The organism is Amycolatopsis acidicola (assembly GCF_007713735.2).
Taxonomy (GTDB): Bacteria; Actinomycetota; Actinomycetes; order Mycobacteriales; family Pseudonocardiaceae; genus Amycolatopsis_E; species Amycolatopsis_E acidicola.
The window spans coordinates 154,171-179,080 of the sequence record NZ_VMNW02000007.1 but is presented as its reverse complement, the minus strand read 5'-3'; the positions used below and the strand labels follow the sequence as shown (position 1 = coordinate 179,080).

Here is a 24,910-nt window from a genome sequence, read left to right as displayed (position 1 = left end):
GACGCTGTGAGGGTGCTGTCGCGCGGAGCGTGTCCGCCGGGGGTGGTGGTCGGGCTGGCGGGTGGGAATTCTTGAGGAGGCGATCCCGGAGTCAGGGGCCGCCTCAGGTTCCCCTACCCGCACCGCCACGCAAACCACCGTGTAACACTCTCTAAACCGTTCCCGGGAACCAGTCTTCGTGGCCGTTGGCGAGGACTTTCCGGTTGTCCCTGGCGATCCGGCCTGCCGCCACGCGGACGGCGTCCTTGAGCGCCCGGTCCACCGCCGCGTCGCGGGCGGTCGTGGACACCGACACCGCGCTGACGGCCCGGCCGCGGATGAGGATCGGGGCCGCCACGCAGGTCACGTCGGGATGGGATTCGCCGCGCGCGACGGCGACCTGGTCCTGGCGTACCTGGGCCAGTTCCCGGGTGAAGTCGGCGGCATCGGTGATCGTGTTCGGCGCGAGCGCCGCCAGCGGCCCGGCCAGCGCGGCTTCCGCCTCTTCCTCGGTGATGTGCGCGAGCAGCACTTTTCCCAGCGCCGTCGCGTGTGCCGGCAGATCCGTGCCGGGCGCGGCCGAGGGAAGGTCGTGGCCCGCCATCATCAGCCGCTCCACGAAGACGACCCGGTTCCCGCGCAGGGCGCCGAGATGCACGTGACGACGTGACCAGTGATGCAGCGCGCCGAGGTGGGGCAGCGCGGACTGCCGCAGGCTTTCGATCGGCATCGCCGAGGCGAACCGCCGCATCGGCAGCCCCACCTTGAACCCGGCGCCGTGCGGTTCCAGCACGCCCAGCGCGACGAGCCTGCCGAGCAGGCGGTGCACCGTGGACTTCGGCAGCCTGCTGGAGCGGGCGATCTCGGTGAGGGTGAGAACGCGGTGCTCCGGGCCGAAAACGCCCAGCACCTCGAAGGCCTTCGAAAGGATCGAGCCCGGCGACGATTCCTGTTCCACCGTGGTCACGGCGCACCTCCTCGTGCGTGTCCGGCCCGGGCCAGTCTAGTGGGCGGGTGCCCGGCGAAGGCCCGAGTTCCAGCCACCGAAACTTCGGCCACGCGGCGGGCGAGGGCGCCGTTAGCGTCCGTGCCATGCCAGCGATCACCGCGGTCGACGTGCACGCCCACCACTTCGGCACGGACGTTCCCACCTTCCCCGGAAACGCTCCCCGCCTGGTGGTGGACGGGCCGGAGGGCGGGCGGATCCTGTGTGGTGAGGCCACGTTCCGGTCCGTCACCCCGACGTTGTGGGACGTGCCGCTCCGGCTCGCCGAGATGGACGCGGCCGGGGTCTCGCATCAGGTCATTTCGCCGGTCCCGGTGACGATGGAACACGCCGCCGGCGACCCGGCTTACGCCAGGGCGATGAACGATTCCGTCGCGACGGCGTGCGCGGCCTCCGGCGGTCGGCTGCTGGGCCTGGGATGCCTGCCGTTCACCGATTCCCTTGCCACCACCCGGGAACTCGGCCGGTGCCTGAGCCTCGGCCTGCGCGGAGTGGAGCTCGGGACCCGGATCGGCGAGCTGGACCTGGACTCCCCGGAGCTCGACGAGTTCTGGGCGGCCTGCGACGAGTCCGGCGCCGCCGTGTTCGTGCATCCGGTGCACGGTGGCCGCGGCGCGGTCCGCCGGGCCGGGCAGCCTTACGACCTCGGGCTGGGCATGCCTGCCGACACCGCGATCGCCGCCTCGTCCCTGGTTTTCGGCGGAGTTCTCGGGAAATACGAACGTCTGCGGGTCGCGCTGGCACACGGATGCGGGGCATTTCCCTGGGTATATCCCCGATTGCGGGTCGCGGCGGCACTCGGCGGCGAGCGCGCGGACTGGGACGCGCGCGTTCGCCGGCTCTACGCGGACACGCTCGTTTTCGACGACGAACATCTCCGCCTCCTCGCGTACCGGTTCGGCGAGGACCGCCTCCTGCTGGGCAGTGACGCGCCGTTCTTCCCGGACCAGCTGGCGAAATCCGTGGACTCGGTCCGGCGGACCTTTCCCGGGCAGGACCTCCTGGCGCGCAACGCATTCGGCTTTCTCGGCCTCAGCACGGAAGAAGGAGCACTTCGATGACCTTGACCAGTGAGAACCTCGTGGCGGTGCCGGGGATGGCGAGCCGGTGGGTCCGGCTCGCCAACGGTGCCCGCGCGCACTACATGACCTCCGGCGACAGCGGTCCCGCGGTGATCCTGCTGCACGGCGGGTTGCCCGGCTCCTCCGGACTGGCCGGATGGCGGTTCATGGCCCCCTACCTCGGGGAGCGCGGGTTCCGGGTGTACTGCCCGGACATGCCGGCGTTCGGCCTGTCCGACACCCGCCCGGAGTACTGGCCGCGCGGGATGGAGGACTTCGTCGACTTCATCGGTGCCTTCGCCGACGCGCTCTGCCTGGACCGGTTCCACCTCGCCGGGAACTCGATGGGCTGCATGAACACGGTCAACTACACCGTGGCGCACCCGGATCGCGTGCTCAGCTTCGCGCTCATCGCCGGCGACATCGGCGACGTCGTGCCCGAAGACGTGCGGCCGCCGAAGGGACAATTTCACATGACCGCCTACGACGGCACACGCGAAGGCATGCGCGCCATGATGGAGGCGATCATCCACCGCAAGGAGGCCGTGAGCGACGACCTCGTCGAGATGCGCTACCTCTCGGCCAGCGAACGGCTGGAAGCGCATCGCCAGTTCTGGCCGACTTTGCTGCAGTACCGGCACATCGTGCCCTGGACCGACCAGAACCGCGCCGCGCGCCTGACCACCAAGGGCAGGATCGACCGGCTCGACATCCCCGGCATCTACCTCTACGGCCGCCAGGACATCCTGACCCCGGTGGAATGGGGGCAGGTCCAGGAGGACCACCTGCCGGGCGTGCAGTTCTTCTACCCGGACGACTGCGGCCACCAGGGGCAGACCGACCGGCCCGACCTGTTCAACCCCGTGTTCGCGGAGTTTTTCGGCTACGGAACGGTTTCCGGCGAGCTGGCGGACCGGGCCGGGGTCTCGGACCGCCGTCCCGAACTGCCACTGGTGAAACGCGGCTGACATCAGCGCACGCGCACGACCACTTTGCCGGTGGCCTGCCGGGTGTCGATCAGTTCCAGCGCCCGGCGGGCTTCGGCCAGCGGCAGCACGTGCCCCGCGAGCGGCCGGATTTCGCCCGAGCCTGCCAGTTTCTCCAGCTCACGGGCCAACGTCCCGGCCACTGCGGGAAACCGTGCGACGTAGGGATCCAGCGCCACACCGACCACGCTCAAATCCCGCAGCAGCAACCGGTTCACCTTCACCGACGGAATGGACCCTGCCGCGAAGCCGACGACGGCCAAGCGCCCGCCGACATCGAGGCAGCGCAGCGAATCGGTGAACCGGTCGCCACCGACCGGGTCGACGACGACCTGCACGCCGGTCCCGCCCGTCAGCTCCCGCACCTCGGCCGCCCAGCCGTCACCGGCGCGCACCACCTGTCCGGCGCCCGCGTCGCGCGCGACGCGTTCTTTGTCCTCAGTGGACACCACGGCGATCGGGTGGCCGCCGAGCGCGCGGACCAGCTGCAGGGTGGCGGTGCCGACGCCGCCGGACGCGCCGTGCACGAGAACGTGCTCACCGGCCTGGAAACCCACGCGGTGCAAGGAGAACCACGCTGTCGCGTAGTTGAGGTACAGCGCGGCGCCTTCGACGAAGTCCAGTCCGTCCGGCAGTTTCACCGTGTAGCGCGGGATGCCGAGCGCGCGTTCGGCCAGCGCGCCCCACACCGAAAGGCTCGCCACGCGGTCACCGGGGCGCAATCCCGAATCTTCGGGTGCTTCGACCACCACCCCGGACACTTCGCCGCCCGCGACATACGGCGGCGGCGCCCCGTGCTGATACTGCCCTCGGGTCTGCAACAGGTCCGGAAAGGACACTCCGGCCGCGTGCACGTCGATCAGCAGGCGGCCGTCTGCCCAGGGATGAGCGCCCTTCGGCTCGGGGACCTCGCTGACGGAGCCGCCGGAGGGACCGGTCAGCTCCTGCATCAGGAACGCGCGCATGGTCAGCTCCGCACCATCGACGACGTGACCGACCGGGTGTTGAGGCTGTCCCCGCCGTCGACGGTGATCATCTGCCCGGTCACCCGTGACGCGGCGGGGGAGGCGAAGAAGCCGACCGCCTCGGCGATGTCCTCGGGCCGGACGAGCCCGCCCGGCATGCTTTCCCGCCAGGCGTCGACGATGTCCCGCGGCATCGAAAGCACACCGGAGCTGGCGGTCATGCCCGGCAGGACCGCGTTCGCCGTGATCCCGGCGGTGATGTTCTCCGCGGCGACGGTCCGCATCATGCCCAGCAGCCCGGCTTTGCTGGTGCTGTAGGAGATCTGGCCGGGAAGTCCCTGGGTGCCCGCGGTGCTGGAGACGAGCACGATGCGCCCGAACCCGCGTTCGCGCATCCCGCCGAGGCAAGCCTGCAGCACCCGGAAGGTGCCGGTCAGGTTGACCGCCAGGTCCTGCTCCCAGCGGTCGAGGCGGAAGCGGTGCGCGGCGCCGAACATCGTGGTGAGCCCGGCGTTGCCGATGTAGACGTCGATGTCGTCCAGCGCGGGAAGCTCGCCGGCGGCGATGTCGGCCTGGTAGGTGCAGCCCGGCTCCCGGTCGAGGGTTTCCACCACCATGCCCGCCGCCTCCAGGCGGGCCACGATGGCCTGCCCGATGCCGCCGTCGCGGGCGGCGCCGGTGACCAGTGCCTTGAGCTTCCCGTCGCGTGTCACGCTGTTTTCCTCCCGAGGTCGGTTTCGCTGTCGTCGAGCGACGGCAGCGCCGGATGTCCTTGCAGGCGCAGGACGAGCAGCGCCGTCTGGACGCTGAGCTGGTCTCCGGCGTCGGCGGCGACGTCCAGCCCGGTGGCCTGGTGGACGCGCGCCAGCCGCAGCCGGACGGTGTTCTCGTGCACGCCGAGGCGCGCGGCGGAGACGCGGACGCTGCGCCCGCAGTCGAAGAACTGCTGCAACGTCCACAGCAGACCGGCCTCCGCCGGTTCCCCGGTGAGCAGGGGGCCGAGGATGTCGTGCAGGTACTCGCGGACCGCGGTGACAGCGCTGTTGGCCACGAACAGCCGCGCCGGGCCGAGGTCGTCGACGGCCAGCACCCGCGGTGATCTCGGGCCCACGAACCGGTGCACGCAATGCGCGACTTCCTTGGCCTCGCGGTACGCGCGGCCGAGCTTGGCGGGCTCCGTGGGCGTGGAGACCCCGGCGACCGCGTCTCCCACGATCGCGCGGACGGCCGACTTCACGCGCGCGACCATGCCTGTCTCGGCCGCTTCGACGAGCAGCAGGATCCCTTCCGAGCCGCGCGTGGCGAGCACCTCCACGCCGAGCCGTTCTTCGAGGGCGTTCGCCAGCTCTTCGGCGTCGGGCGGAGCGTCGATCACGTAGACCAGTACCCGGCGGATTCCGGTGTCCACGCCGAGGTATTCGCCGCTCGATCGCAGATCGTCCACGGTGGAGGAGCCGCGGATGAGCTGGCGGGCCAGCGACGAGCGGGCGTTCCACGCCACGGCGGCCACCCGCCGCTGCACGGCGAACTCGGTTCCGGCGTGACAGGCCGTGCGCTCGGCGATCCGGCGGTCGGCGGGCCGCAGCACGGACGGGTGTTCGACGAGCACGAGCCGGCCGAACGTCTCGCCACGGTGGGTCGCCGGCACGACGAGGTGCCGCCGGGGGAGCCCGTCCAGGCTGGCCGCCGCGATCCCGTCCCGCGCACCGATTTCGGCGAGCGAGCGGAGCCGGATCGGGCTCGCGCCGGGCGGGCTGTCCGAAGCCACGAGCCGTTCCTGCGCGTCGAACAGCATGGTGACCTTGCCGGAGAGTTCCGCGCACGCCGACACGAGCGCGCGCAGTCCGCCGGGGCCGCCGATGAGCCCGCTCAGCCGTCGTTCGGCCGCGACCTCCGCGGCGAGCCGCTCGGTTTCGCCGAGCGCGGCCGAGGCCAGCGCCGCGAACGCGGAGAGGCGTTCCCGCGCCTGGTCGTCGGCGGGATCTTCGACCACCAGCACCGTGCCCGGGGCCACGGGGACGGCGACAGAGGTCTCGTCCAGTGCCGCTTCGCCGGGGGAGCACAGGCGGGCCCGTCCTGCGCCGGCGATCGTCGCCGCCTGCGCCAGGACCGCGTCCCTGATCCGCGGGTTCACCGGGCGAGCTTGGTCTTGATGTCGTCGCGCAGCACGTGTTTGCGCACCTTTCCGGTGGCGGTCAAGGGAAGTTCGGTGAGGAGCTCCAGCCGCTCCGGGAGTTTCGGGGTGGCGACGGCACGTTCGCGGAGATACCCGGTGAGGTCGGCCAGCGTGGGCTCGGCCCCGGCGGCGGGGACGACGTAGGCGCAAACGCGTTCCCCCAGGCGTTCGTCCGGCATCCCGACCACCGCGACCGCGCTCACGGCGGGATGCTCGATCAGGAGGTCTTCGAGCTCGCGAGCGCTGATGTTGAGCCCGCCGCGGATCACGATGTCCTTGAGCCGTCCCGTGACGCGGACGAACCCGTCCTCGTCCATGAAGCCGAGATCGCCGGAGCGGGAGAAGCCCTCCGGGGTGAACAGCGCCGCTGTCTGCTCCGGATCGCGGTAGTACTCCAGCATGTGGCTCGGGCCCAGATAGGCGATGTCGCCTTCGCTGCCGCGCGGCACCTCGGCGCCGGTCTCGTCGATGATCTTGACCGTGGCGCCCGCGACCGCGCTGCCGTCGGAGGTGGCCGAGCGCTCCGGCGGATCGTCCACGGTGCACATCGTGGTCAGGAAGTTCTCCGAACGCCCGTACAGGCTCAGCACCCGGCAGCCGGAGAACTTCTCGGCCGCGCGCCGCACGACCGCGCCGGGGATCGGCGAACCGGCGCACACCCACAGCCGCAGGCTGCTCGCGTCGTGCCGGTCGGGATCGTGGGCGGCGGTGAGCATCTGCAGGAACGGGGTCGCGGTGACGGCGGCGGTGCAGCCGTGTTTGGCGATGCGCTGCAATCCTTCCTCCGGTTCCCACGCCTCCATGAAATGGGAGGACGCCCCGGCCAGCAGGGGGAGCACGACACTGGTCACGAGCCCGGTGCTGTGCGTGACGGGTGACGGCCCGAACTGCACGTCGTCCTCGGTGTAGCGCACGCTTTTCGCGATCGCCGCGGCACTGGCGCGCAGGGTGTTGAACGTGTGGAAGCAGCCCTTCGGCCGTGACGTGGTGCCCGAGGTGTAGACGATCAGGAACCCGTCGTCGGCGGACGGCGGGGGAGCGAGATCGGGCTCCGGCCCGGCCATCAGCTCGTCGAGCGAGGTGGCGGACCCGTGCGTCCCGCGGGCGACGACGAGCGACCGCAGCCCGGGATTTTCCTTGCGCAGCGCGGAAAACATCTCCAGGTGGCCGAAGCCCTTGAACTCGTCACAGGTGATCGCGACCCTGGCGCCGCTGTGCTCGAGCACGTAGCCGACCTCGGTGGCGCGGTAGATCGGCATGATCGGCACCAGCACCGCGCCGAGCCTGTTCACCGCGGCCGCGATGACGGCGAACTCGGTCCAGTTCGGCAGCTGGACGGCGACCCGGTCGCCCCGGCCCACCCCCAGTTCCCGCAAGCCGCCCGCCAGCCGCAGGCTCTGGGCGCGGACGGCCGAGTAGGTCCGGCTGGTGGTGCCGTCGGAGACGAAGACCTTGTCCCCGTGGGTGATGGCCCGTTGCGCCAGCAGTTCGGACAGCCCGTCCCGATGCCAGTACCCGGCGTCGTACCAGGCGCGGATTTCGTCTTCGCGGTAGCGGTCCCGCACGGTCGGCATTGACATGCGTGTGCCCTTCCGGTGAGTGCGTGGCGTGCGTCACTCCAGTTGGTCTGAATTTATAATTATCAGACCAAAGATGCAAGGATGGGGTCCATGGAATGTCAGTGCCTGTGCCGTCCGCTGGGGCATGACCCGGGCCTGTGCAGCGCGAACGCGATGCCCGGGCTGACCGTGCCGCTCGGCCCGGCGGCCGGGACCAGGGTCCCCGCCTGTTCGTTCTGCTACCGGGCGGTGACCGCGCCACGCCGTCAGTTGACGAGCACCCCGCCGTCGACGGGCAGGCTCACGCCGGTGATGTAGGCGGCGGCGTCGGAAGCCAGGAACACCGCGGCCGCCGCCACGTCGGCGGGGTCGCCGATGCGGCCCAGCGGGATCTTCGCGTCGATGACCTTGCGCTGGTAGTTCTCGCTGTAGTTCGCGGTCGCCTCGCTCGGGAAGACGCCGGGCAGCAGCGCGTTGACCCGGATGCCGCGCGGCCCCCACTGCGCGGCGAGATCCCGCGTGAGGCCCAGTACCCCGGCCTTGCTCGCGCTGTACCCGGCGGCCGGCATCTTCGCCGTGGTCAGGGCCATCACGCTGGAGATGTTGACCACGGACGAGCCCGGCCCCATCACCCGGCCGCACGCCTGCGCCATCCAGTACGAGCCCAGGAGGTTGAGGTCCACGACGGAGCGGAACTGCTCGGGCGGATCCTCCGTGGCGGGGTGGTACTCCCCGCCGGTGCCGGCGTTGTTGATCAGGACGTCGACCCGGCCGAAAGCGTCCATCGCCGCCGCGACGAGGGCGTCGCAGTCCTCGACGCGGGTCACGTCGGTCCGCACGGCCAGCGCGTTTTTCCCGACTGCCCGGGCGGTTTCGGCGAGCCGGTCCTCGCGGCGGGCGCCGAGCGCCACCGACGCGCCGGCCTCGGCGATGGCGTGGGCGAAGGCGACACCGAGGCCGGAGGACGCCCCGGTCACGACAGCGACTTTGCCTTCGAGGCGGAAACGGTTCATGCTCCGCTTCTTACCCGCGATCGCACACAGTGCCGAGCGGCCGCAAGCCGGCCGGTGTGGAGATCTCCAGCGCGGGGCGGCGGATCTGTTGCGCGCGGGCAGGGCCGCTTCGCACAGTGAACCGGTGCCGGAACTCGATCACGACCAAGTACTCCAGCGGGTGGCGCGATGCTGGCCCGGCGCCACGCTCAGTGGCTTGCATCGCTTGCCCGGTGGCGTTTCCAGCCTCACGTTCTCCTCGGTGCTGCGGCGTCCGGACAGGCCCGACACGCCTGTCGTGGTGAAGGTCGCGCCACCGGGACTGGCGCCCGTGCGCAACCGGGATGTGCTGCGCCAGGCCAGGATTCTGCGACTGCTCGACGAAGACGGCTCCGTGCCCGTCCCGAAGGTGCTCGCGGAGGACGACGGGAGCCCGCCGCTGTTCGTCATGACGCTGGTGCCGGGTGAGTCGTACGAACCGCTACTGGACGCCGCGGCGCAACCGCCGTCGCCGGGGGTTGTCACGGCGCGGGCTCTCGCGGCGGCGCGGGCGCTCGCGAGGCTGCAGAACGTCCCGGCCGGGCGGTCGGGCGAGAGAGCTGTCCCGGTGCGCGAGGAACTGGACCGGTGGGCACGATTGCTCGACACGGTAGACCCGAAGATCGCGCCCCGGCACGAAAAGCTCTACCGCGAGCTCTCCGGCCGTGCGCCCGCTCCCGTGGCACCCTGCCTCTCGCACGGTGACTTCCGGCTGGCCAACATGTTGTTCACCGGCGAGCGCCTGACCGCGGTCATCGACTGGGAGATCTGGTCGGTCGGCGATCCGCGCGTGGACCTGGCCTGGCTGCTGATGCACACCGATCCGCCGCACCGGTTCCACGCCCCCCGCGCGGAGGCCGACGTCAAGGCGGGCAGCGGGATGCCGTCCCGCGCGGAGTTGCTGGAGGCATACCAGGGGATCCGGCCCGGCGCCGTGGCCGACCTGCCGTGGTTTCTGGCCTACAGCCACTACAAGACCGTCTCGACGCTCGCTGTCCTGATCAAACGGAACCGGCGTCTCGCCGAGCCCGAGCCCCATCTGGAGACGGCCGCGGAGAGCCTGCCGGACGCGGTCGAGCGGGGCAGGCGGATCCTGGCTCAGTCGAAGTAGGCGAGGACGGATTCGGCCACACAGGCCGGTTTGTCCTCGTTCTCGATCTCGAAGGTCTGCCGCAGGGTGAAGCGGGTTCCGCCGGTGATCTCCCTGGCCTCGGCGAGTTCCGCTTTCATCCGGACCCGCGCGCCGGTGCGGACCGGGGTGAGGAACCGGACGCGGTCGAAACCGTAGTTCAGGCCCAGGGAATGCCCGTTCAGGGTGTAGATCTCGTAGAGGAACTTCGGGCCGAGGGACAGCGTGTAGAGCCCGTGCGCGATGGTGCCGCCGAACCCCGCCGCGGCGCCGCGGGCCGGGTCCACGTGGATGTCCTCGAAATCGTCGGTCGCCGCGGCGAAGGCGTCCACCCGTTGCTGGGTAACTTCGTGCCAGGCGCTCACGCCCAGTTCGCTGCCGGTCAGCGCGCGCAGTTCCGCGATGCTGTGCAAGGTCCGCATGCCGCCGAGGCAACCAGGTCCGGTGGCGGGAGGTCGTCGTGCCGAGCGCCTCCACTGGAGGAATCCACAGTGCCCTCGCGCCGGTGTCCGAGGCGGCGAGCGGGGTTTTCCTACCGTGACAGCGAATTCTCCCGGACACGAGAGGCGCTGTCATGGACTGGTCCGTACCGAGTGACGTCGAAGAGTTCGTGAAGGAGCTGGATTCCTTCATCGACAAGGAAATCCGGCCGCTGGAGGCGGCGAACCCGGATTTGTTCGACCACCGGCGCGAGTTCACCCGCACCGATCTCGACCGTGACGGCATCCCCACGAAGCGCTGGCGCGAACTGATGGGGGAAGCGCGGCGCCGCGCCGACGCCGCGGGTTTCTACCGGTATCCGCTCCCGGCCGCGCTCGGGGGCCGCGATGGCACGAACCTCGCGATGGCCGTGATCCGTGAGCACCTCGCCGGTCTCGGCCCCGGCCTGCACGCCGAGCTGAGTCACGAGGCGTCCGTCGTCGCGAACCTGCCGCTGGCGCTGGTGCTGCACGAGTACGGCACCCCCGAACAGCGCGAGGCCTACCTGGAGCGGCTGGTTTCGGGGGAGATGGAGATGGCTTTCGGGCTCACCGAACCGGGGCACGGCAGCGACGCCACGTACCTCGAAACCACGGCCCGCCGGGACGGCGGCGACTGGGTGATCGAGGGCGCGAAGCGGTTCAACAGTGTGGTGGACGTGGCGGAGGTGGACCTCGTGTTCGCCCGCACCTCCGGCGAGGCGGGCAAGGCCGCCGGTATCACCGCGTTCCTGGTCCCCACGAACGCGCCCGGCTTCGAAATTCCTTACTACCACTGGACTTTCAATATGCCCAGCGATCACGCGGAGGTGCGGCTGAACGAGGTGCACGTGCCGTCGTCGGCGGTGCTGGGCGAGGTCGGGCGCGGGCTGGACTGCGCCCAGCTGTTCGTGCACGAGAACCGCATCCGCCAGGCCGCGTCCTCGCTCGGCGCCGCCCAGTTCTGCATCGACGAGAGCGTGCGTTTCGCCGGTGAGCGGGTGATCTTCGGCAAACCCCTGCACGAGCACCAGGGCATCCAATGGCAACTGGTCGAGCTGCAGACCGACGCCGAGTTCCTGCGCAACACCCTGTACAAGACGGCGTGGCTGATGGACACCCACGGCCGCACCGGGGTGACGGACAAGGTGTCGATGGTCAACCTCCGCGGCAACCAGCTCGCCTGCCGCGCCGCCGACCGCGCGATGCAGATCCACGGCGGCGTCGGCTACACCCGGCACAAGCCCTTCGAGCACATCTACCGCCACCACCGCCGCTACCGCATCACCGAAGGCTCCGACGAACTGCAACTGCGCCGGATCGCGGGATCGATGTTCGGTTTCCGGAAGGGCTAGTGTCTCGTGATGCCGTCCGGTTTACGTTGTCGTGTTTGCCCGTGCGGTCGGTGAGTTTGCCCGCCGCGTCACCGAGTTTGCCGGTCCGGTCGCTGAGTTTGCCCACGGCGGCAGCGGTCGGCCAACCCGGCGACGCCAGGGGCCAACTCGGGGGCGCCTCGGGCCAACTCGGCGCCCTGGCGGGCAAACACACACCCGCGCGTAAGGCCCACAAGATCACGAGACGCTAACCCCGGCGAAGCGCCGCCAGCCCGTTCGCGGCGAAGGCGGCGAGGAGATCCGCCAGCGCCGGGGTCTGGGCGAGGTGGGCGGGCCAGTACGCGATGCAGAAGATGACGCCGAGGCACGCCTGCGTGCCGGCGGCGATGTCGTCGGGGGCGGCCCCGGGGAAGCAGCGCGCTACGGCCGACTCCCAGCGGTCGACGTACTTGCGCCGACGCCGGTCGAACTGGCGTTTCCACGGGTCCACCAGCGACCGGTCCTCGCGCTGGTAGATGCTGACCAGGTGCCGGTGCTCGATCGCGAAGCCGACGTGGTGCCGGATCAGCCGGTCCAGATCCTTGTCCGGATCCTCGTGCACCGGGGCGGTGGCGCTGAGCAGCTCGTCGAGCGCCTCGTTGAACAGCGCGGCGAGGATGTCGTCCTTGCCGGAGAAATGCCGGTACAGGGCGGGCCCGGACAGCCCGGCGCGTTTGCCCAGCTCGTCGACACCGACCCCGTGGAAACCCTTTTCGTAGAAGACCACGGCGGCCGTGTCCAGGATCTTGCGCTCCCTGTCCACGGGGGCGAATCTAGCACAGCTGTGAACGATCGTTATTCCGTCGTAGACTCGCCCCCAACTGCGAGCGGGAGGGCACAGCGACGTGCGCACGGAATCCGAACTGGCCGGGCGGGGCCGCGCGTTACTGCGGCGGGCGGCGGAGCCGGCCGGCACAGCCCTGCCCGCGGGTGACGACCTGGCGGGATTCGACGGGCCCCTCGCTGTGCTCGCCGGGACACTGCGCGAGCAGCTGCCGGAGTCGTCCGACCCGGCGAACCTGGCGGTGATTCTGGCCGAGGCCCAGGCATTGCGCTACGAGATCCGCGAATGGCTGGGCGGGCAGCGGCTGCGCCGGCTCGACGCGCTCGACGCGGGGCTCGCGCGCCTGCGGAAGGTGTCCGATCCGGACGCTCTGCTCGACCGGGCATGCGAGGCCGTCGTCGACTCGTGCGGGTTCGACAGGGTGATGCTGTCGAAGGTCGAGGGCTCGCTGTGGCGGCCGTGGAAGAGCTTCGCCGTGACGAACCGGGATCCTGAACGAGCGTTCCGGGAATGGATCCGCACCGTCCCGGAGATCCAGCTCGACAACCTGGTGCTGGAGACCGAGATGGTCCGGCGCCGGGAGCCCGCGCTGGTCACCGATCCCCGCGAGGATCCGCGGGTCTACCGGCCGCTCTTGCAGGCGTCCGGGCTCGACTCGTATGTCGCCGCCCCGCTCATGCCGACCGGCCGCGTCATCGGGTTCCTCCACGCGGACTGCGAAAACCGGGCTGTCACCGCCCTCGATCGCGACATCCTCGGCGCGTTCGCGGACGCGTTCGGCCACATCTTCGAGCGCGCGGTGCTCCTGCGGAGGTTGCGGGAGCAGCGTGAGCAGGTGCGCGAAGCGATGCGGACGGTCGAGACGGTGCTGGAGGATCTCGCGTCCGCGGAGATCGAGCTGGCGAGCCGTCCGCTGACGTCGCTGCGTCCCACCCGCGCGCCCGCCAGGTCCTCGGCCACGCTCGAATCGCTGCTCACCGCCCGCGAGCTGGAGGTGCTCACGCTGATGGCCACCGGCGCGACCAACAGCAGGATCGCCGACGAGCTGGTGATCGCGGACGGCACGGTGAAATCGCACGTCAAACGCATCCTTCGCAAGCTGTGCGTGGAGAACCGGGCCGAGGCGATCTCGCAGTACCTCCGGCTGACCATGGCCGACGGCGGCTTCTGAAAACCCTCGCGGGCTCTTGTCCGCGAGCCGCCCAAGAATTATGGTCCAATAGTTAAACCGTATGGAGGTGGGCGGGTGCGGGCGGTCGTGCTGCGTGAGTTCGGAGCGCCGGAGGTGCTGCGGCCGGAAGAGGTTCCCGAGCCGGAGCGGACGCCGGGCTGGGTCACCGTGCGGCTGAAGGCGAGCGCGCTCAACTGGCACGACGTCCTCGTGCGGCGCGGGCACTACAGTTCGCCGCTGCCGCATGTGCCCGGTGCCGACGGCGCGGGCATCCGCGCCGACACCGGTGAGGAAGTGGTCATCGTGCCCTCGCTGTGGTGGGGCGAGGACGAGTCTTCGCCCGCGCCGGGCTGGGAGATCCTGGGCGACCACCGGCCGGGCACCTGCGCCGAACTGGTGCGCGTGCCCGTCGAATGCGTGGCGCCGCGGCCCCCGGGCTACAGCTGGGAGCAAGCGGCCGCGCTGCCTTTGGTCGGGTTGACGACTTATCGGGCGTTGTTCACCCGCGCCGGATTGCGCGAGGGGGAGTCGCTGCTCGTGCTGGGCGCGGGCGGGGGAATCGCGACGACCGCGGTCGCTTTCGCCGCAGGCATGGGGGCTTGCGCCTTCGTCACGTCCTCGTCGGAGGACAAGATCGACCGGGCTCGTGAGCTGGGCGCGTCCGGCGGGGTGTGTTACACCGACCCGGACTGGGCCGCTCGAGTGAAAGCGCTTTCTCCCGGCGGCCTGGGTTTCGACGTGGTCCTGGATTCGGTCGGCACCTGGCAGGACGCGTTGCGTGCGCTGCGGCCGGGTGGGCGGCTGGTGGTACTCGGGGCTTCAGCTGCCGAACAGGCGCCGATCGACGTCCGCGGATTCTACTTCGGACAGTACAGCCTCCTCGGCACGACGATGGGCGGCCCGCGCGACTTCACCGGCCTCCTTCGCCTGCTGGACACCCGCTCGATCGCGCCGCCGGTGATCGACCGCGTCTTCCCGCTCGACGACGCCGCGGCCGCGCATCGTTATCTGGAACAGGGTTCTGGCTTCGGAAAGGTGGTTCTCCGGCATGACTGACGAGCTGGTGCGGTACGAGGTCGACGAGGCCGGGGCCGCGTTCGTCACGCTCGACGATCCCGCCACCCGCAACGCGCTCAGCGACGAGCTTCTCGACGATCTGCTGCGCGCGCTGGAAAAGGCCCGGGACGACGACGAAGTGCGGGTGGTCGTGCTCGGCTCCTCGCACGAACGGATCTTTTCCTCGGGCGGCAACCTGAAAGCCTTCGCCGACGAGCGGCCGCCCGTCGTCAAATACGCCGGGCTGGACCGGTTTCCCCGGCTGTTCAAACTCCTCGGCGCGCTCGGCAAGCCGGTGCTCTGCGCGGCCGGTGGCGACGTGCTCGCCGGCGCGTTCGGCCTGGCGCTGGCCTGCGATCTCGTGCTGGCCAAGGAATCCGCGCGCTTCGGCTGCCCGGAGATCAACGTCGGCGCGTTCCCGTTCATGATCTCCGCGCTGATCTACCGGAACGTCGGCCGGATGAAGGCCAACGAGCTGATGATGCTCGGCGACAAGATCACCGCGGCCGAAGCGCACGAACTGGGCATCGTGAACAAGGTGGTCCCGGACGCCGAATTCGACGGCATGGTGCGGTCCTGGGCGCACCGCGTGGCGGAGAAGTCGCCCCTGCTGATGAAACTCGGCAAGGACGCGATCAACTCCACGCGGGACCTCGGCCTTTCCGAGGCGCTCGACGTGCTGCAGGCACAGCTCGCGCTCGCGTTCACCACCGAGGACCTCGGTGAGGGAGTGGCCGCGTTCCGCGAGAAACGCGCCCCTGTCTGGCAACGGCGCTGATCCCCGGGCGCGGACCGGGTTTTCCGATCGGTGCCGGAGCGGCGTTGCGTTTTTGGTCCAACCATATTAGCGTTGGACCGGACAGCCGCTTCGTGCACCGTTTCCTTCTCCAGATCAAGGAAGATCGCCCATGACGTTCGCGCGGGTCACTGATCGTTACTCGGCCGAGGAGATCGAGCAGTTCTACGCCACCGGCGCCTGGCGCCGGGACACGCTTCCCGGGCTGCTCGACCGGCAGGCGGAACTGCGCCCGGACAAGGTTTTCCTGACCGACGACACCAGTTCGGTCACGTTCGGGGAGCTGCGGGACGGCGCGCTGCGGCTGGCGGCCGGCCTGCGCCGCGCGGGGATTTCCCAGGGCGACCGCGTCTGCGTCCAGATCCCGAACTGGATCGAGTTCGGCCGGATCGCGGTCGCGCTCGCCAGGATCGGCGCGATCATGGTGCCGATCATGCCGATCTACCGGCTCGACGAGGTCGGCTACATCGTCCGCAACTCCGGCGCGAAGATGGCGATCACCTGCCACACCTTCAAGAAGTTCGACTACGCCGCCATGTACCGCACGATCCGGCAGGACGTGCCGGCCCTGCGGCAGATCGTGCTCGCGCGCGGCGAAGCCGAGGGAACCACCACGCTGGAGTCCCTCGAAGACGGGGACCCGGTGGACCTCGGCCCCGGCCCGGGCCCCGACGACCACTTCGTCATCGTCTACAGCTCCGGCACCACCTCGCGCCCGAAGGGCTGCCTGCACACGTTCAACACGATGGCGTGCGGATCCCGTTTGCTCGCCAAGGGGTTCGGCTACAGCGACACCGACGTCCAATTCGGACCGTCGCCGATCACGCACACCACCGGGCTCGTCACCAGCATCCTGCTGCCGCTCATGCACGGCGCCGCGTCGCACATCATGGAGGTGTGGGAACCGAAAGCGGGCCTGGAGCACATCAAACGCTTCGGGTGCACGCTCGCCGTCACCGCGACCACTTTCCTGCAGATGCTGATGGACGTGTACGACCCGCGACGGCACGACGCGAGCAGCCTGCGGCTGTGGGTCGCCGCGGGCGCGCCGATTCCGGCCGCGTTCGTCGAGCAGGCCGCCGGGCTGCTGCCCCGCTGCCGCGTCCTGAGTCTCTACGGGCGCACCGAAAACGTCACCACCAGTATGTGCACCGTCGAAGACGACCCGGCGCGCTCGCTCACCTCGGACGGCCGGGTGCTGCCCGGCAGTTCGATCAAGATCGTGGACCCGTTCGGCGAAGAGGTGCCGCGCGGCCAGGAGGGCGACATCGCTTACCGCGGCCCGATGCACATGCTCGAATACATCGGCAATCCCGCGGAGACCGAGGCTTTGTTCACGCCGGAGGGCTATTCGCGCTCGGGTGACCTCGGCGTGATGGACGAGGACGGCTACCTCCGGGTCACCGGCAGGCTCAAGGACATCGTGATCCGCGGCGGGATGAACATCAGCGTCCGCCAGGTCGAGGATCTGCTGACCGGCCATCCCGCGGTCGCCGCCGCGGCCGTGGTCGGGATGCCCGACCGGCGGCTCGGCGAACGGATCTGCCTGTACCTGGTGCCCAGGCCAGGGCACGAGGACGTGACCCTCGACGAGATCAAGGACTACCTGCTGGGGCAGGGGCTCGCGATCCAGAAGATGCCGGAGCGGCTGGAGGTCGTGCCCGAACTGCCGATGACGGCCACCGGCAAGATCCAGAAACACCGGCTGCGAGCGGATATCGCGGAGAAGGTGAAGGCCGCCGAGACCAGGGTGTGAGGCCGTGATGGACTTCGACGTCACGACTCTGCACGGGCGCCGCGCCGACCGCCGCTGGAACCGGATGGCCGTCGGCGACGTGCTCGAACGGGTCACCTGGAGCCGCCCGGACCAGACCGCGATCATCGGCGCCCCAGGCGCTTTCGCCACCCCCGAGTTCGCCGGGCTGACCTACCGGCAGGCCGACGAAGCGGCGAATCGTGTCGCGCATGCCCTGCTGGCGCAAGGACTTCGCCGCGGCGACCGGGTGCTGCTCTACTGCGACAACTCCGTCGAAGCGCTCGTCACGATGTTCGGCATCGCGAAGGCGGGGCTGGTCGCGGTGCCGGTGAACCCGTTGCTGGCGCCCGAGGTCCTGACCTGGGTGCTCGACCACACCGAAGCGGCCTTCGCGGTCGTCGACGCCGAATACCTCGACCGGGCCAAGCCCGCGCTGACCGGGCTGCCCGAACCGGCGGTCATCGGTGGCGGGTTCGCCGACTGGATTTCCGGCAGGCCGAAGCACGAGGTGGACGTGGAGATCCACGGCGACGACGTGTGGAGCCTCGTGTTCACCTCCGGCACCACCGCGATGCCGAAGGCTTCGATGGCCACGCACACCTACTCCTACCTCGCCGCCTACACCTACGCCCTTTCGCTGACCCGGGGCCTGCGTTACGAGGAAGACCTCCGGCTGTGCACGTTCCTGCCGGTCATCTACCACTGCGGGCACAACTCCTGCGTGTTCCCGGCCTTCTTCACCGGCGGCACCATGGTGCTCGGCCGCCGTCCCGACGCGCCTGTGCTCGCGGAGACGATCACCCGTGAACGTGCGACCGCGCTCTGGGCGGGATCGCCGATGTGGCTGCAGAAACTTGCCGACGAAGCGCTCGCGCGCCCGGACGAGGTGGACCTGCGCAGTCTCACCGTCGCGATGTTCTCGTGGGGCGCCATGAAGCCCGGCCTCTTCGACCGGTTGCGCGAGGTGGCCGGGGACGATCTCGCGCTGGTGGAGGTGTTCGGGCAGACGGAGTCGATGTCGTCCTACCGGTTCTGGCCGGACCGGTACCCGGAGAAGCGGGCCCAGGCGCTGGCCGGGGTGAACCACGTCGGGGCGCCGACCCCGATCCTGGCCGCGGACATCGTGAACGAGTCCGGGGAAAGCCTGCGCGGCAAACCGGGGGAGCCCGGGGAGGCCGTGTACCGCTCACCGGTCATCACGGCCGGCTACTACCGCGACGAGGCCGCGACCGCCGACGCGTTCCGCGGCGGCTGGTTCCACTCCGGCGACAGCTGCACGTTCGACGAGGACGGCCAGCAGATCATGGTCGACCGGTTCAAGGACATCGTGAAGACCGGCGGGGAGAACGTCTCCAGCCTCCGCGTCGAGTCGGTGCTCGCCGAACACCTTGCCGTCGACCGGGTGGCCGTGATCGGGGTGCCGGACGAGAAATGGGGCGAAGTGGTCGCCGCCGTCGTCACCACCGTCGCCGACGTCACGGCCGAGGAACTGATCGTGTTCGGTCGTCAGCGTCTGGCGGGTTACGAGTGTCCGAAAAGGATCTTCTTCGTCGACGGGATGCCGGAGACGGTGGGCGGCAAGATCCTCAAGTACAAGCTCCGGCAACGGTTTGCCTGAGCTCAGGCGACCACGACACGGGCGGTCGCGCGGATGATCTCGTCGTCACCGCGCGACGCCCGCGCCGTCAGCTCCGCCACGCCGTCCGCGACAGCGGTCACCTCGCCGGAGAACCGGAGCCGGTCGCCGAGGAAGACCGGCGCGACGAACCGGACCTCGTACTCGCGCAGGTGTTCCACCCCGCACCAGTCGGTCAGCCACGAGCCGAGCAGGCCCGCGTGGAACTGGCCCATCGCCAGCACGCCGGGGAAACCGGCGTTCGCCGCGAACTCCGGATCGTGGTGCAGCGGGTTGAAATCCCCGCCCGCGCCGGCGAAGCGGACGATGTCGGTCTGCGTCACCGGCCCGGCTTCGCCCTCGGGCAACGCCTGGCCTGCGACGACGGCGACGGGCTTCCTCACTGTGCTCCCCGTTCGATCAGGACTTCCCGCACGCGCACGGCGCAATCACCTGCCGCGTCGAGGTAATCGGTCTCCAGCGTCACGAACCGCAGGTTCCGTTTGCGCGTGTCGGCCGCGACGCGGCGAACGCCCCGCACGGAGTCTCCGGCGCACAGGGGCCGGAAGTACGTCCATTTCACCGAGCCCACGACGACCCGGTCGTACGCGAGCCCGAGCTTCGCTACGAAAGCGCGCTGGTCGCGGTAGTGCCCGGCCACGACGACGTGGGTCGCGGTGGCAGGCACGTCCGGGAAACCCGCGTCACGAGCGGCTTCCACGCTGGTGTGCACGGTGTCGCCGGCGTGCGTGGCCAGGACGAACTCGCGGATCTTGCCCCGCTCGATGTCGAAGGTCACCTCGTCGAGGATCTCCACGAAACCTCCCCGTTTGGTCCGACCTATAGTATCATTAGCCCGAACCGACGCGGAAGGCTGGCAGATGGATCTCGTGGACTCGCCCGAGGAGGCCCGGTTCCGGGCCGAGATCAGGGACTGGCTGGGCGGCGCGCTGCCGAAGCTGCCGTGGCCCGAGCCGCCGGACCTGGAAGGAAAGCTGCCGTTCTGGCGGCAGTGGCAGCAGATGCTGTTCGACGCCGGGTATGCCGGGCTGTCGTGGCCGAAGGAGTACGGCGGCCGGGGCGTGGACGAGAAGCTGCGCGCGGTGTTCAACGACGAGACCGACCGCGCGGGCGCGCCGGAGCGGCTCAACATCATCGGCGAAGACTTCGCGGGGCTCACGATCGCCGACTTCGGCACCGAGGCGCAGAAAGAACGGTTCCTGCGCCCGATCCTGACCGGCGAGGAGATCTGGTGCCAGCTCTTCTCCGAGCCCGACGCGGGATCCGACCTGGCTTCGCTGCGCACCAAAGCGACCAAAGTGGACGGTGGCTGGCGGATCGACGGGCAGAAGATCTGGACCAGCCGCGCGCAGCTCGCGGCGCACGCGATCCTGCTCGCGCGCACCGGCGGCGGCCCGCGGCACAAGGGGATCACGTTCTTCCTGCTGCCCATGGACAGTCCCGGCGTGACCGTGCGGCCGCTGGCGCACATGCTCGGCGAGGCCGAGTTCAACGAGGTTTTCCTCGACGGCGTGTTCATCCCCGATGAGCTCGTCGTCGGGGAAGTCGACGGCGGCTGGCGGGTGGCGATGGGGACGCTCGGCTACGAGCGGGTCGCCATCGCGACCGGCCGGGTCAACACGCGGCGCGCGGTCGAGGACATCATCACCGACATCGCCGCCCGCACCGATGACGACGGCGAGCCGCTGGGCGCGGACCCGGTGATCCGGCAGCGGGTCGCCGACCTCTACGGGCGCGCGCTGACGCACCGGCTGATCGGGCAGCGGGTCGTGACCCTCGCCGCGGAAGGCGGCCAACCCGGTCCCGTCACGTCGATCGGGAAGCTCTACTTCTGCCCGCTGGTCGAGGATCTCGCCGATTTCCGGCTGTCCCTCGACCCGCTCGGCGACCAGTTCGGGCTCGAGGACGAGCTCGCGGAGTCGTCTCGCTGGCTCCGGCTGGCGTACCAGGCCCGCGGCACCGCGATCGCGGGCGGATCCACCTTCATCCAGCGCAACATCCTGGCCGAGCGGATGCTCGGCATGCCGAGGAGCTGACACCGTGGTCTACACCTGGGTTCCCACCGACGACTACGTCGAGAACGCCAACGTCACCCGGCTCGCCCGCGCGCACGGCGCGGCGTCGCTGGCCGAGCTGCGCGCGCGGTCGGTCGAGGACATCGGCTGGTACTGGGACGCCGTCGTGCGCGACCTCGGCCTGCCGTTCCGCAAACCGTATGAGCGGGTCGTGGACCTGTCGCGGGGCCCGGAGTGGCCGGACTGGTTCGTCGGCGGCGAGCTGAACATCGTCGACGCGTGCCTGGCGCGCTGGGCGGAGAAGGCGCCCGGGCGCGACGCCGTCCTGCACGAGGCCGAGGACGGCACGGTCCGGAAGCTGACCTACGGGGAGCTGGCGTCCGAAGTGGAGCGTGTGGCCGCGGGCCTGCGCGCGCTGGGCATCGGCCGTGGCGACGCGGTGGGCTTGTTCCTGCCGATGATCCCGGAAGCGGTGGTGGCCGTGTACGCCGTCGCGCGTCTTGGTGCGGTGCTGGTGCCGTTGTTCTCCGGTTTCGCGCCCACGGCGATCGCGTCGCGGCTGCGGGACGCCGACGCCAAGGCCGTCATCGTCGCGGACGGCACGGTGCGCCGCCGCCGTGAGGTGGCGATGAAACCGTTGCTGGACGAGGCTTTGGCGTCCTGCCCGACGGTGGAGCACGTGGTGCTCGTCGGAAACCTCGGCGCGGAGCCGGAAACGACGAACGCGAACGACGTGCTCTGGTCCCGGCTGCCCGCCGGCGAGGCCGGTGCGGTGGAGGCGATGTCCGCCGCCGACCCCCTGCTGCTCGCCTACACCTCGGGCACCACCGGCAAACCCAAGGGCGCGGTGCACACCCACGCGGGCTTCCTGGTCAAAACCGCCAGCGAGGTCGCGTATTCCTTCGACCTCGGCGAAGGCGGGGTCTTCTGCTGGGTCACCGACATGGGCTGGATCATGGGCCCGCTGTCGATCGTCGGCACCCACGCCAACGGCGGAACGCTGTTGCTGTACGAGGGTTCGCCCGACGTGCCGGACCTGAACCGGTTGTGGGACCTCGCCCGGCGGCACCGGGTGGCGATGCTGGGCGTGTCGCCCACGCTCATCCGGACGCTGCGCACGAGCGAAAAGACCGACCTGAGCGGGTTCGACCTCTCGTCGGTGCACGTGCTCGGCTCGACCGGCGAGCCATGGGACCCGGACTCCTACGAATGGCTGGCGCGCGACGTGTTCGGCGACCGGGTGCCGATCATCAACTTCTCCGGCGGCACCGAGGTCGGCGGCTCGTTCCTCGCGCCCTATCCGGTCGAGGAAATCCGCGGCTGCTCGCTCGGCGGCCCGTCACTGGGCATGGACGTGGACGTGGTCGACGACGCCGGGAAACCGGTGCGCGGCGAGATCGGTGAACTGGTCTGCCGCCAGCCGTGGCCGGCGATGACGCGCGGGGTGTGGAAGGACGACGAGCGCTACCTGGAGGCGTACTGGTCGACGTTCCCCGGGATGTGGCGGCACGGCGACTACGCACTGATCGACGCCGACGGGCAGTGGTTCCTGCGGGGCCGGTCCGACGACGTCATGAACGTCGCGGGCAAACGCCTCGCCCCGGCCGAGGTCGAAGCAGTGCTGGCCACGCACCCGGCGGTCGCCGAGTCGGCCGCGGTCGGCGTCCCGGACGCCAAGAAGGGCGAAGCCGTCTGGGCTTTCTGGGTTCCGCGCCCGGGCGCCGGCGAGGACGTTTCGGCGAAGCTGCGGGAGATGGTGGCCCAGGAGCTGGGCAAACCGTTCGCGCCCTCGGCGGTGTACCGCGTGGCACAGCTGCCCAAGACGCGTTCGGCGAAGATCCTGCGCCGCGCCGTCCGCGCGGCCGTGCTGGGCACCGACCCCGGCGACCTGTCCGGCGCGGAGAACCCCGAAGCGGTCGCCGAGATCCGGTCGCTCGTCCGGCCGTGAGCTCAGCCTTCGCCCGGGACCGGGATCTCCGTCCGTTCGTCGACCTCGAGCACGGCCTCGGCGTAGGCGTGCACGTGGCGGTTCATCCGGCGCACCGCGGCATCCGGGTCCTGTGCCCGGATGGCCGTGGTGATCGACTTGTGCGCCCGCACCGTGGTGCGCCGGACCTCGTCGTCGACGAACGCCTCGTTCTCGGTGGCGGTGTAGATCGCCGTGGACAGCGCTGTCATCAGGCCCGTGAGCAGCTCGTTGTGGCTGGCGGTGGCGACCGCCACGTGCCAGTCGACGTTGGCCTGCAGGAAGTCGGCGAGGGAACCGTCCTCGTCGGCGATCGCCTTGTTGGCCGCGTCGAGCCGGGCCAGGTCGGCGTCGGTGCGGTGCCGGGCGGCGAGTTTCGCGCAGTAGGGCTCGATCGCCTCGCGGGTTTCCAGCAGGGCCGCGAGGCGGACCTGCTGGCCGCGGATGAGCAGGCTCACGGAGCTGGCGACGGAGTCCTTGCCAGGGCGCTGCACGAACGCGCCGCCGCCGCGGCCCGCCTTGATGCGGACGAGGCCCTGGACTTCGAGGATGCGCAGCGCCTCGCGCACGGTGGTGCGGCTCATCCGGGTCTGGGTGACGAGGTCGCGTTCGGTCGGCAGCGCGGTGCCTTCCTCGAACTCCCCTTCGAGGATGCGTTCCCGCAGCTCGTCGGCCAGCACGTCGGAAGCCTTCGGCACCTCCATGGGCGCCAGGCGCACCGCCGAACGGCCGGAGTTCGTTGCCGGGGGGCGTGTGCCCGCCATGTCAGTCTCCCCACACTTTGGCCTAAAGGTCTGACCTAAGTTACCATCCCCAGTCGGGGCAGGTCGTATTGAACCAGTAATCGTGACGTCACCGGCGAAAGGCGCGAGCATGCGGTGGACATTGACCGAAGACCAGGACCTGTTCCGTGACTCCTTCCGCGGCTGGCTCGAACGCTTCGCCTCCGGCGAAGCGGTGCGGGGCTGGCTCGACGCCGGTGACCCCGCGCCGTTCGAGCGCCGGTTCGTCGAGGAGGGCTGGTTCTCTGTCGGCACCCGGGAATCCCAAGGCGGGCAAGGAGGTGGGCTGCTCGAACTGGCGCTCGCGTCCGAGCAGCTTGGCCGTGCGGCCGCGCCGTCCTCGGCGTGGCTGGCATCGGTGCTCGCGGCCCCGGTGCTGCCCGCCGAGGTGGCGGAGAGCTGCTTCGGTGAAGGGGAATTCGTAGCGCTCGCCGTGAGCGCGGGCAAACCCATCGACACGTCGGGGCCCGTGGTGGCCGAGGGCGGAGTGCTGACCGGCCGGGTTCCACTGGTGCTCGCGGCGGATCGCGCGAGCAGGTTCGTTGTGCCTGCCCGTACCGAGGATGGTGTCCGCCTGTTCCTCGTGGAGAACGCGGCAAGAACCGAGCGCGCGCTGCTGGACCGCAGCCGTTCGGTGGCCGATGTCGTGTTCGACGGTGTGCCCGGCACGGAGCTGGCGGTGGACGCCGAGACCGGGCTGGCACGGATCGCGTTGCGGGCGGCGGTCCTGGTCGCCGCCGACAGTCTCGGCGCGGCGGAGCGGATGCTCGAACTCGCGGTGGAATACAGCAAGCAGCGGCAGCAGTTCGGCGTCCCGATCGGTTCGTTCCAGGCGGTCAAACACGCGGCGGCGAGCATGCTGGTCACCGTCGAATCCGCGCGTTCGCTCGTCTACTACGCCGCGGCCGCGGTCGAGCAGGAACACGAGGACTACGTGCCGCACGCGGCGGCCGCGAAGGCGCAGGTCTGCGCCGCTGCCGTGCGGGCGGCCGACAGCGCGCTGACCGTCCACGGCGCGATCGGCTACACCTGGGAACACGATCTGCAGCTGTTCTACAAGCGCGCCAAGCTCGACGCGAGTCTTTTCGGCACCCCGGCGGCCTGGAACGAGCGTCTCGCGAGCGAACTGCCGCTGCTGCCGGCCGCCTGACCAGGGGCGTGATCGGCGGACGCGCATGCCTGTCGTTTTGGTCAGTCCTTTGTTATAGTTAGCCCAAACGAATGC

Annotated in this window: 23 protein-coding genes; 12 read left to right on the top strand and 11 right to left on the bottom strand. The window is 70.2% G+C overall.

The window, feature by feature from the left end:
* Window positions 1-151: 151 nt before the first annotated feature.
* Window positions 152-946: an IclR family transcriptional regulator gene (locus FPZ12_RS07955; protein ID WP_144761967.1), complete on the bottom strand. Its 795-nt coding sequence runs from the start codon at window positions 944-946 to the stop codon at window positions 152-154.
* Between the two features lie 125 nt (window positions 947-1,071).
* Here FPZ12_RS07955 and FPZ12_RS07950 point away from each other — a divergent pair, with 125 nt between their 5' ends.
* Window positions 1,072-2,046: an amidohydrolase family protein gene (locus tag FPZ12_RS07950; RefSeq protein ID WP_144761970.1), complete on the top strand. Its 975-nt coding sequence runs from the start codon at window positions 1,072-1,074 to the stop codon at window positions 2,044-2,046.
* Entirely contained in the window at window positions 2,043-3,014 is a 972-nt protein-coding gene (locus FPZ12_RS07945) for an alpha/beta fold hydrolase (RefSeq protein ID WP_144761973.1), read from the top strand. The genes FPZ12_RS07950 and FPZ12_RS07945 overlap by 4 nt, the downstream gene beginning before the upstream one ends.
* A gap of 2 nt (window positions 3,015-3,016) precedes the next feature.
* Here the strand turns inward: FPZ12_RS07945 and FPZ12_RS07940 are convergent, their stop codons facing one another.
* The 5 genes from FPZ12_RS07940 to FPZ12_RS07920 all read right to left on the bottom strand — a co-directional run bounded on the left by FPZ12_RS07940 (window position 3,017) and on the right by FPZ12_RS07920 (window position 8,745).
* Window positions 3,017-3,997 carry an NADPH:quinone oxidoreductase family protein gene (locus FPZ12_RS07940; RefSeq protein WP_144761976.1) on the bottom strand — a complete coding sequence of 327 codons (981 nt, stop codon included), beginning with the start codon at window positions 3,995-3,997 and terminating at the stop codon, window positions 3,017-3,019.
* Window positions 3,998-3,999: 2 nt separating this feature from the next.
* Complete coding sequence (locus tag FPZ12_RS07935) at window positions 4,000-4,710, bottom strand: SDR family oxidoreductase (RefSeq protein WP_144761979.1); 711 nt, start codon at window positions 4,708-4,710, stop codon at window positions 4,000-4,002.
* Window positions 4,707-6,131: a PucR family transcriptional regulator gene (locus tag FPZ12_RS07930; protein ID WP_144761982.1), complete on the bottom strand. Its 1,425-nt coding sequence runs from the start codon at window positions 6,129-6,131 to the stop codon at window positions 4,707-4,709. The genes FPZ12_RS07935 and FPZ12_RS07930 overlap by 4 nt, the downstream gene beginning before the upstream one ends.
* Complete coding sequence (locus tag FPZ12_RS07925; protein ID WP_150980220.1) at window positions 6,128-7,753, bottom strand: AMP-binding protein; 1,626 nt, start codon at window positions 7,751-7,753, stop codon at window positions 6,128-6,130. Before FPZ12_RS07925 ends, FPZ12_RS07930 begins: the two co-directional genes overlap by 4 nt.
* Before the next feature lie 245 nt (window positions 7,754-7,998).
* The gene (locus FPZ12_RS07920; protein WP_144757513.1) at window positions 7,999-8,745 is read right to left on the bottom strand and encodes an SDR family NAD(P)-dependent oxidoreductase; all 747 of its coding nucleotides are present in this window, start codon (window positions 8,743-8,745) and stop codon (window positions 7,999-8,001) included.
* Window positions 8,746-8,869: 124 nt separating this feature from the next.
* Here FPZ12_RS07920 and FPZ12_RS07915 point away from each other — a divergent pair, with 124 nt between their 5' ends.
* Window positions 8,870-9,874: a phosphotransferase family protein gene (locus FPZ12_RS07915; RefSeq protein ID WP_208025784.1), complete on the top strand. Its 1,005-nt coding sequence runs from the start codon at window positions 8,870-8,872 to the stop codon at window positions 9,872-9,874.
* On the opposite strand, the gene FPZ12_RS07910 is transcribed toward FPZ12_RS07915, so the two are convergent.
* Entirely contained in the window at window positions 9,862-10,314 is a 453-nt protein-coding gene (locus FPZ12_RS07910) for a MaoC family dehydratase (protein ID WP_144757515.1), read from the bottom strand. The genes FPZ12_RS07915 and FPZ12_RS07910 overlap by 13 nt on opposite strands.
* A 152-nt stretch (window positions 10,315-10,466) precedes the next feature.
* On the opposite strand from FPZ12_RS07910, the gene FPZ12_RS07905 reads away from it, so the two are divergent.
* A complete protein-coding gene (locus FPZ12_RS07905; protein ID WP_144757516.1) occupies window positions 10,467-11,705 on the top strand; it encodes an acyl-CoA dehydrogenase family protein in 1,239 nt (412 codons plus the stop codon).
* 226 nt (window positions 11,706-11,931) lie between these two features.
* On the opposite strand, the gene FPZ12_RS07900 is transcribed toward FPZ12_RS07905, so the two are convergent.
* Window positions 11,932-12,486, bottom strand: coding sequence for a TetR/AcrR family transcriptional regulator (locus tag FPZ12_RS07900; RefSeq protein WP_144757517.1), 555 nt, complete (start codon window positions 12,484-12,486; stop codon window positions 11,932-11,934).
* An 82-nt stretch (window positions 12,487-12,568) separates the two neighbouring features.
* Here FPZ12_RS07900 and FPZ12_RS07895 point away from each other — a divergent pair, with 82 nt between their 5' ends.
* The 5 genes from FPZ12_RS07895 to FPZ12_RS07875 all read left to right on the top strand — a co-directional run bounded on the left by FPZ12_RS07895 (window position 12,569) and on the right by FPZ12_RS07875 (window position 18,904).
* Window positions 12,569-13,678, top strand: a complete 1,110-nt coding sequence (locus FPZ12_RS07895; protein WP_144757518.1) for a LuxR C-terminal-related transcriptional regulator — start codon at window positions 12,569-12,571, stop codon at window positions 13,676-13,678.
* A 75-nt stretch (window positions 13,679-13,753) separates the two neighbouring features.
* Window positions 13,754-14,734: a zinc-binding dehydrogenase gene (locus tag FPZ12_RS07890; protein ID WP_144757519.1), complete on the top strand. Its 981-nt coding sequence runs from the start codon at window positions 13,754-13,756 to the stop codon at window positions 14,732-14,734.
* Entirely contained in the window at window positions 14,727-15,512 is a 786-nt protein-coding gene (locus FPZ12_RS07885; RefSeq protein WP_144757520.1) for an enoyl-CoA hydratase/isomerase family protein, read from the top strand. Before FPZ12_RS07890 ends, FPZ12_RS07885 begins: the two co-directional genes overlap by 8 nt.
* Before the next feature lie 130 nt (window positions 15,513-15,642).
* A complete protein-coding gene (locus FPZ12_RS07880; protein WP_144757521.1) occupies window positions 15,643-17,286 on the top strand; it encodes an AMP-binding protein in 1,644 nt (547 codons plus the stop codon).
* A 7-nt stretch (window positions 17,287-17,293) separates the two neighbouring features.
* On the top strand, window positions 17,294-18,904 hold the full coding sequence (locus tag FPZ12_RS07875; RefSeq protein ID WP_144757522.1) for an AMP-binding protein: 1,611 nt from the start codon (window positions 17,294-17,296) through the stop codon (window positions 18,902-18,904).
* Window positions 18,905-18,906: 2 nt separating this feature from the next.
* Here FPZ12_RS07875 and FPZ12_RS07870 read toward each other — a convergent pair whose 3' ends face one another.
* Window positions 18,907-19,305 (bottom strand): MaoC family dehydratase, encoded by a 399-nt coding sequence (locus FPZ12_RS07870; RefSeq protein ID WP_144757523.1) that lies wholly within the window; start codon window positions 19,303-19,305, stop codon window positions 18,907-18,909.
* On the bottom strand, window positions 19,302-19,718 hold the full coding sequence (locus FPZ12_RS07865) for an FAS1-like dehydratase domain-containing protein (protein WP_208025783.1): 417 nt from the start codon (window positions 19,716-19,718) through the stop codon (window positions 19,302-19,304). The genes FPZ12_RS07870 and FPZ12_RS07865 overlap by 4 nt, the downstream gene beginning before the upstream one ends.
* Before the next feature lie 64 nt (window positions 19,719-19,782).
* Here FPZ12_RS07865 and FPZ12_RS07860 point away from each other — a divergent pair, with 64 nt between their 5' ends.
* Entirely contained in the window at window positions 19,783-20,958 is a 1,176-nt protein-coding gene (locus tag FPZ12_RS07860; protein ID WP_144757524.1) for an acyl-CoA dehydrogenase family protein, read from the top strand.
* 4 nt (window positions 20,959-20,962) lie between these two features.
* A complete protein-coding gene (locus tag FPZ12_RS07855; protein WP_144757525.1) occupies window positions 20,963-22,885 on the top strand; it encodes an AMP-binding protein in 1,923 nt (640 codons plus the stop codon).
* A gap of 2 nt (window positions 22,886-22,887) precedes the next feature.
* On the opposite strand, the gene FPZ12_RS07850 is transcribed toward FPZ12_RS07855, so the two are convergent.
* The gene (locus FPZ12_RS07850; RefSeq protein WP_208025782.1) at window positions 22,888-23,667 is read right to left on the bottom strand and encodes a FadR/GntR family transcriptional regulator; all 780 of its coding nucleotides are present in this window, start codon (window positions 23,665-23,667) and stop codon (window positions 22,888-22,890) included.
* A gap of 109 nt (window positions 23,668-23,776) precedes the next feature.
* Between FPZ12_RS07850 and FPZ12_RS07845 the strand changes: the two genes are divergently transcribed.
* Window positions 23,777-24,835 (top strand): acyl-CoA dehydrogenase family protein, encoded by a 1,059-nt coding sequence (locus FPZ12_RS07845; protein ID WP_144757526.1) that lies wholly within the window; start codon window positions 23,777-23,779, stop codon window positions 24,833-24,835.
* Window positions 24,836-24,910: the final 75 nt, after the last annotated feature.